The organism is Terasakiella pusilla DSM 6293, from assembly GCF_000688235.1.
Classification (GTDB): Bacteria; Pseudomonadota; Alphaproteobacteria; order Rhodospirillales; family Terasakiellaceae; genus Terasakiella; species Terasakiella pusilla.
On sequence record NZ_JHYO01000008.1, the window covers coordinates 134,867 to 142,804 of the forward strand.

Below are 7,938 nucleotides of genomic sequence, written 5' to 3' on the forward strand. Positions count from 1 at the left end.
GGACAGACCATGAAACAGACATTCTTTAAATCCATCGCTTTCGCAGCCGTTGCCTTTGGCATTGCGGCCTGTGCCCAACCAGAACTGCCACAGGATAACTATTACCGCCTTGAAGTCACCGCCCCTGCCGCGGGCACGCCGTTATTAAATGGCGTCCTGGAAGTGGATCGTTTTCGCGCAGACGGGCTGATCTCTGGTCGCCCGATTGTCTTTACGGAAGGGAACGGCTATCTCTCGGAATATCATTATCACTTCTGGGTGGAACCCCCGGTCGATCTGTTGCAGGACGCCATGGTCAACTACTTGCGCGCCGCCAACCTTGCCCATCATGTGGTTACGCCTGAACTGCGCATGAAAGAAGATTTCCTGCTGACCGGCAAGATCAAACGGCTGGAACGCGACCTGACAGACGGCACCAAGGTCGCCGTAGAGCTGGAAATCGGCCTTAAAAGCGTCAAAGAAGATAAAATCCTTGTCTTGAAAACCTACAATCGGGTATTGGACCAGACAACAAAAGGCGTCAACGGGGCTGTCCAAGCCATGAACGCTGCCCTCGCCGATATTTACGGCGAATTTCTTAATGATGTGAGATCCTAACGTGTCTAAAAAACCCATTCGCCGCCGTCGGGGACGCCACAGCGCCAAACCCAGCCGCCCCACCCTGCCCAAAGAGATCATTCAGGTTGCCGTTACCGCTGTCGGGGGCAAGGGCGATGGTCTGGCGCGCGATGATGCGGGCGTAGAATACTACGTGCCCTACAGCGTTGCAGGCGATGTTGTCGATATTAAAGTCACGGACAAACGCGGTGACGCCTTTGTCGGTGATATTCAGACCATCGTGACACCTGGGCCACAACGCGTGGAAGCTCCCTGCCCGCATTACACCAAATGCGGCGGCTGTAGCCTGCAACATCTCGACGCCCCAGCGTATGAGCACTGGAAAAGTGAACGGGTGTCCGAAAGCCTGAACCGTAATGGCTTAGACGTGACCCTTGACGCCCCCATCCTGATCCCCGCAGGTCAGCGCCGTCGCGCCTCCTTCGCGGTGACAAAAAAGGGTAAAAAGATCGTCTTCGGCTTCAACGCCCGATCCAGCCACCGCATTGAAGAGATTGATCACTGTCTACTGCTCACGCCGGAGCTGGATAAAATGATGTCCGCCCTGCGCGATCTGCTTCCCAAAGTCATGAAGCAGGAAGGGCGCGGCGACATTATCGTCAATGCCCCAAGCGGGTCTTGCGACATTGTCTTTGCCTTGCCCGGTCGATTGGAACTCGGCATTCAGGAAGCAATCGTTGAATTTGCCGAAGCCCATGATATCAGCCGTATTTCATGGCAGGAAAACGCCCAAGGTGAACCCTTTACCGTCCTACAACGTAGTGCCGTCACCGCCCAATTTGGCGGCACCGAGGTTGCCCTGCCGCCGTCCCCGTTTTTGCAACCCAGCAAACAAGGCGAAGACGCGCTTGTTGATCTGGCCTTAAGTGCGCTATCGGGCAAAGAGAAAAAGATACTCGACCTTTATGCAGGCTGTGGCAGCTTCACCTTCGCATTAGCGCAAAAATCCATCGTCCATGCCGTTGAAAGTAACGCCGCTGCCCTTAAGGCACTGGAACTATCTGCCGGACGTAACAAGCTGGGGGGACGGATTACAACCGAAGTCCGTGACCTCACCCGTCAGCCCTTGATGGGCAAGGAACTGGATAAGTTTGACGCCTTGCTGTTTGACCCACCGCGCGCAGGTGCCAAAGAACAGGCCGAAGAAATTGCCCGCAGCAAAATCCCGCTGGTGATCGCGATTTCCTGTAACCCCGCCACCTTTGGGCGCGATGCCGCCGCCTTGATCGACGGTGGCTATACCCTTCAAAAGGTAGTCCCGGTAGACCAATTCACATGGTCTGCTCATGTGGAAGTCGCGGCAATCTTCAGAAAATAAGGCCTAATCCGCCACCGAACAGGACCCGCCCCCCAACACGCAGAATTTTGCGCAGTGGGGGTGGTTCAGTTTCACCGCCTCTTCGGCTTCGCACAAACTTTCGCCCATGACAAACTGTGTGTCATACGGCAACAAGGTGCAGGGCATAACGACGGGGCCGTCATCGCCTTTGCGTTTGACCACCATGCGCGAGGTCGCACACATCATCGCATCCGGCCGGATCCCCAGAATGTCCCAACAGGCAACCGTAATTTCCGGCACGTCGGCCTGTTCATCCATTTCGGGGAACAGGACCAGCGCCATCGGGTCCAACGCATCAACGGGGATGCCTTCGCGCGCAAACATCGCCGCATAGCCCGCCCGTTCCTGCACTTCATCTTCATGCCAGAAGGTGCGGCCCGCGACCGCCATGTTAAATCCATTCTCCACCAGCCAGCGCACGCCTTCAATCATCGGCGCCCATGTGCCAACGCCGCGCAGCTCTTCATGACGAGCTGGGGTAAAGTGATCTATGGAAATCCGCAACGACAGCTTGTCACCGAACTGATCTTTTAGGGCCAATAGCTCGGCCTTTTTATGGTGCATGGGCTTCATGGCGTTACTCAGTACCAGCACCTCAAAGCCCGCGGCCAGACAGTCCGATAAAATCGCGATCATGTCCGGGTTCATAAAGGGCTCCCCGCCTGTGAAGCCGATTTCCTTGACCGCAAGTTTGCGATCCTTAATTTCTTGCAAATAAGGGCGGACTTCGTCGCGGGTAATATAGGCCAGCTTATCATTGGTCGGGCTGGACTCCATAAAGCAGCCTTTGCAGGTGATGTTGCACAGACTGCCCGTGTTAAACCACAGCGTATGGAGGTGGCTTAAGCGCACCAGCGCACGGGTTTCGCCCTTGGCGGTGATGTCGGGATGTTCAAACTTTCGATACTGAATAGGCGTGTCCACAGTCACATGTCCTTTATTTTGCGTCTTCCCAGAGTATCGAACGGGGCGATGAAGTCCAATTCAAAAAAACGTGAACACCTCCCCCCAATAAGTAAGGGCTCGACATTCTGTCGAGCCCTCCTTTCGTGCCGCGCCATTTTATGAAAACGCTAAGCACGGCACGTATGCCTTATATTCTTTTGGTCAGGAAGCCATCTCGGCACGGACCTGTTCGCGCAGCTCATCGATGCACACACGGTTGCCGGATTTTTCCATATGCCAGAAGGTCCAGCCGTTACAGGCCTGCGCCTCTTGCACCTTGGCCCCAACCTGATGGATGGACCCACGGAAGTTGGCTGCACTCAAAGTCCCGTCTGCACGGACCTTGGCTTCATAACGCCCTTTGGCATCTGTCAAAACCGTCCCCGGCTGCAACAGGCCACGTTCCAGCAAAGTGCCGAACGGGATGCGCGGAGCCTGACGTTTAGCAGGGGTCACAAGCAAGCTTGTATCCACAGCGCCTTTGATAGACTTGATGCGTTTTTCCGCAACCTTGATATAATCTGTCTCACGTTCCAGACCGATGAAGTTACGGCCCAGTTTCTTGGCAACCGCACCTGTAGTGCCTGTGCCAAAGAACGGATCCAGGACCACATCACCCGGCTTGCTAGACGCCATGATCACACGATACAGCAGGCTTTCCGGCTTTTGCGTCGGATGTGCTTTCACGCCTTCATCATTTTTCAGACGTTCACCACCGTTACAGATCGGCAGCAACCAGTCGGAGCGCATCTGTACATCGTCGTTAAACGCCTTCATCGCTTCATAATTGAAGTTATATTTGCTCTTTTCCGATTTAGAACACCAGATCATGGTTTCGTGCGCATTGGTAAAGCGACGACCACGGAAGTTCGGCATCGGGTTTGTTTTGCGCCAGATCACATCGTTCAACATCCAGTAGCCCAGATCCTGCAATGTCGTGCCGACACGGAAAATATTGTGATAGGAACCGATCACCCAGATGGTGCCGTCGTCCTTCAAAATACGGCGTGCGGCCTTCAGCCATTCACGCGAAAAATCATCATAAGCCTTGAAGCTGTCGAACTGATCCCAATGATCGTCGCACGCATCGACTTTTGTATTGTTGGGGCGGTGCAAGTCACCACCGAGTTGCAAATTATAGGGCGGGTCCGCAAAAATCAGATCGACAGATTTTTCCGGAAGTGCGTTCATCAACTCGATGCAGTCACCCTGCAGGATTTGATTCAGCGGTAAAGTTTGTAGCGTTTTCATGAGGCAGAATATGCGCCGAATCGGGTTAAAAAACTCTTAACTACCTGTAAATAAATGAAAATTTACCTTTTGTTAATAATTAGAAAAGCCCCGAACACTAGGCGATTCGGGGCTTTATCTTAAAACGGAGTCGAAAAATTATTTTGCAACGATCGGGGTTAAGCCATGACGCTCGGCTGCGGCCGCCAATCGACCTGATTCTTTTACGTAGCGAACGAACTTGTTAATAATCGCCAACCACTCTGTATCCCCTTTGGGCACGGCAAATGCGTAAGGGGTTGGGGCCAAAACCTCATCGGGTTCCATCAGGTGCGCCCATGTAGTCAAGGAGGCCATACGTTTACCGTACGGATAATCGGTCATAAACACGTCGGCCCGACCCGATTCAACTTCCTGTTCACGCGCTTTAAAGCTTTCAACCACGGACAATTCGGCATGTTTCAGATACTCGCGCATAACCGGTTCCATATAAGTGCCTTTTTGGACCACAACCACATTCCCCGGCTGATCAATATCCGACCATTTCTGGATGGCTTCATTGCGTTTCATCCCCACCGCATAAATCCCGCTAACCAAGTGCGGTTCAGCAAAATCCATGTAGGCTTTGCGATCTTCCCGAACACCCACGCCATGCATGGCGATATCACAGCGCCCGTTTTGCATATTGTCTTTCAATTCGGCAAAAGAACTGTCCACAAACTCCACTTCAACCTCAAGATATTTTGCCAATTCATAGGCCATGTCGATATCAATGCCCTCAAGCTTTCCTGTGCGCGGGTTGCGATAGGAAATGGCAAAATAGTCCGGCCAGATGCAAACCTTCATCTCATCCAGGGTTTTCAGATCCTTCAAACGGTCCTTTGCGTGCGACGGGCTTGGCAAACAAACGAATGCACCAATAATCAGGGCGGATAAGAACTTAAACATATTTTACCTTTTATTTTCTTTTACCGTGTAGAACTTCAGGATAAACATAATACATATAGGTGTGAACAGATTTAACTTTCTCTGTCACACTCACTCAGTCATCGTTTGCGACGTATCTCAATCAGGTATTCCATGCAGGACCAAAAATTCCGCATTTTAAAGAGTAATCGCCCACCGATCATTCGCTACATTCTCGTTTCGATCGGCATCGTGGCTCTTGCCCTTGTCATGCTATTTGCAAATTTCGCAAATGAGGTCCGAAACCGCAACACTTTAAATGACGTTTACGCCCGCATGATCGAAGAATCGATCACTCGCACATTAGAATCAGTTGAAAATAGTCTCTTCCCTATCCTCATGGAGCTCAACGAGGATGAAAATGCACCAGTCAACTTGCATCTGCTAGAAAAAAAGATCAGAAACCTGATTTTTTTCGCACCGCACATTCGCCAACTGATTGTTCTCAAAAATAACATTGCCGTCTATGACACCAACCGCACAGCCAAGGGGGTGCCGGATCTCAGCCATCTTGATTTTCCGGAACGTAAAAACAACCATTACTCGGTCAGCCTGACCATTGGCAAAACCACTCAAGGCCGTTTCCTCCCCATTGAAGGCGAAGACATCCCCACCAACAGTCATCGTCAGCTTATTCCTGTCAAACTGGAACGCCAATTCCTGAACCGCATTGGCGCCTATTCCTTTATCGTTGCGCTGAACGCCAGTCACATTGACCGGATGTTCCAGCGCCTCGACCTTAATCAGCTGGATGGTTACAACCTATTGGCACTAGATGGCACGTCCATGCTGCTCGGTGCCCCCCATTACAAAGAGGCATTTATTCAATCCGCGCTTGAAAAAGTCCTTCAACAAGGGCGGGATGAAATTAGTGCTGTCGACTATTCCTACAAAATACCGATGCGTCATGCAGCTATCCGGCTGTCCAGCAAATATCCGCTGGCTGTTGTCATTGCCTCTGAACATCACGAAACAGCCGCCGTGTGGTTTGATGACAACCGCCAACTGATTTTCGCCTTGTGCAGTGCTACACTCCTGATTGTCGCCGCCGCGTTTTTCCTGTTGATGGATTACCATCGCAACCGGCGCCTGCGAAAAGAGGTGCAACTCCTTTCCACTGCAGTCCATCAATCTCCTGTCACCATCCTGATCACGGACAAACACGGCACCATCGAGTATGCCAACACAGCCCTAAAAGATGTCTACGGATACGACCCGGAAGATTGGATCGGTCGTACCCCCGCGATCTTAAAAAGCGGCCTGAGCGACGAGAAACTCTACAATACCCTGTGGTCCCATGTCCGCAAAGGGGTGCCATGGCAGGGTGAATTTATCAATAAAACCAAATCAGGCAAGCTGGTCCCCACCACGACTGCCGTTTCTCCGGTCATTGATGAAGATGGCAACTTCACCCATATTGTCGGAATTATCGCAGATATCACCGCCCAAAAGCAGTTACAAGAAAAGGCCCAGGAAGCCTCCCGCCAAGCACGAAAAGCCAACGAAGCCAAATCCAACTTCCTGGCAACCATGAGCCACGAACTCCGCACCCCGATGACCGGCATCCGCGGGATCATCAACCTATTGCGCACTCAGGATGTCGGCCCCCAAGAAACCAAAAACTTCTTGGAAGACCTCGACAAATCATCGAATGCTCTTTTGTTGTTGCTCAACGATATTCTGGACCTCTCAAAAATCGAAGCGGGCAAACTACAAATCGAAAGTCGTCCATGCAACCCGGCAGAAATCATCAAGACGGTCCTCCATCTATTTAAGGATGCGGCAGACACTAAAAACATTGTCCTCACCACCAATGCAGACACGTGCAAAGACGAATGGGTCCTGTGTGATACGTTGCGTCTGCGCCAGATCGTCTCAAACCTTTTGAGCAACGCGGTCAAATTTACCGAAGTTGGTCAGGTCGATGCGCATATGGAAGTCGTCCACAAAAATGACAAAACCTCCCTGATCACCATTCAAATCATCGACACCGGGATCGGCATGACGCCGGACCAAACCAAAAATATTTTTGAACCCTTTACTCAGGCGGACTCCTCAACCACCCGCAAATATGGCGGCACCGGACTTGGTTTAACGATCACCAAACAACTCTGCAAGCTTTTGGGCGGTACGATATCGCTGGAAAGCCAGCACGGTGTCGGCACGACCTTTAGCGTCAGCATCCCCCTCCCAACAGCCAGTGCCCCCGCTGCAGAAGAGAACGATCAGTCCACCCTGCAGGCCCTTAACATTCTGTTGGCGGAAGACAACGCGATCAACCGCAAAGTTCTGTCCACCACCTTAAGACAAAAGGGCAACACCGTTGACAGTGCGGAAAATGGCAAAGTCGCCGTCTCCCACGCTGCCCAAAGGCGCTATGACCTGATTCTGATGGACATGCAGATGCCAGAGATGGACGGGATGGATGCGACCAAGGTCATCCGCGCAAGCTCACCTTATAACCAGAACACCCCGATCATTGCGCTGACCGCTGACGCCTTCCCCGAACATCACAAACGCTTTAAAGAGCTGGGAATCAATGATGTGATCACCAAGCCGGTCAAATGGGATACCTTTGAAAGTACGATTAAACGTCACTTAAAATAAAAAAAAGCGGCATCTAATCCAGATGCCGCTTCAGATCACTGACAAACCCCGTCAATTTTGGCGGGGTTTGTTATTTTCTATAAGGTTGTGTTTTTTTGTTCTGTTGGACATTTCTTTAAGCAGGTTGCTCCACTGCTTCATTTTCAGGCATATGTGGGCGTTCCAGTGGGTAAATATCGCCATAAAAACCTGAGACGGGCTAAGATGAGGGCGATTTTCTTGATGTTTTGGGC

At 51.6% G+C, this 7,938-nt stretch carries 7 protein-coding genes; 3 read left to right on the forward strand and 4 right to left on the reverse strand.

Annotation, left to right across the window (positions count from 1 at the left end):
* The first annotated feature begins 9 nt into the window (after nt 1–9).
* Both Q397_RS0107415 and Q397_RS0107420 read left to right on the forward strand, forming a co-directional pair.
* A complete protein-coding gene (locus Q397_RS0107415; RefSeq protein ID WP_051609802.1) occupies nt 10–597 on the forward strand; it encodes an ABC-type transport auxiliary lipoprotein family protein in 588 nt (195 codons plus the stop codon).
* A gap of 1 nt (nt 598) precedes the next feature.
* A complete protein-coding gene (locus Q397_RS0107420; RefSeq protein WP_051609803.1) occupies nt 599–1,936 on the forward strand; it encodes a class I SAM-dependent RNA methyltransferase in 1,338 nt (445 codons plus the stop codon).
* Nucleotides 1,937–1,939: 3 nt separating this feature from the next.
* Here Q397_RS0107420 and Q397_RS0107425 read toward each other — a convergent pair whose 3' ends face one another.
* From Q397_RS0107425 to Q397_RS0107435, 3 genes are all read right to left on the reverse strand, one after another.
* Nucleotides 1,940–2,881 carry a radical SAM protein gene (locus Q397_RS0107425; RefSeq protein ID WP_240475040.1) on the reverse strand — a complete coding sequence of 314 codons (942 nt, stop codon included), beginning with the start codon at nt 2,879–2,881 and terminating at the stop codon, nt 1,940–1,942.
* A 183-nt stretch (nt 2,882–3,064) separates the two neighbouring features.
* Complete coding sequence (locus tag Q397_RS0107430; protein ID WP_338056277.1) at nt 3,065–4,093, reverse strand: site-specific DNA-methyltransferase; 1,029 nt, start codon at nt 4,091–4,093, stop codon at nt 3,065–3,067.
* Nucleotides 4,094–4,291: 198 nt separating this feature from the next.
* Nucleotides 4,292–5,080, reverse strand: a complete 789-nt coding sequence (locus Q397_RS0107435; RefSeq protein WP_028878874.1) for a substrate-binding periplasmic protein — start codon at nt 5,078–5,080, stop codon at nt 4,292–4,294.
* A 132-nt stretch (nt 5,081–5,212) separates the two neighbouring features.
* Between Q397_RS0107435 and Q397_RS23965 the strand changes: the two genes are divergently transcribed.
* Nucleotides 5,213–7,705, forward strand: a complete 2,493-nt coding sequence (locus tag Q397_RS23965; protein WP_028878875.1) for a hybrid sensor histidine kinase/response regulator — start codon at nt 5,213–5,215, stop codon at nt 7,703–7,705.
* 51 nt (nt 7,706–7,756) lie between these two features.
* Here Q397_RS23965 and Q397_RS25275 read toward each other — a convergent pair.
* The coding region (locus Q397_RS25275) for a hypothetical protein (RefSeq protein WP_028878876.1) at nt 7,757–7,938 on the reverse strand (182 nt) is incomplete at its 5' end.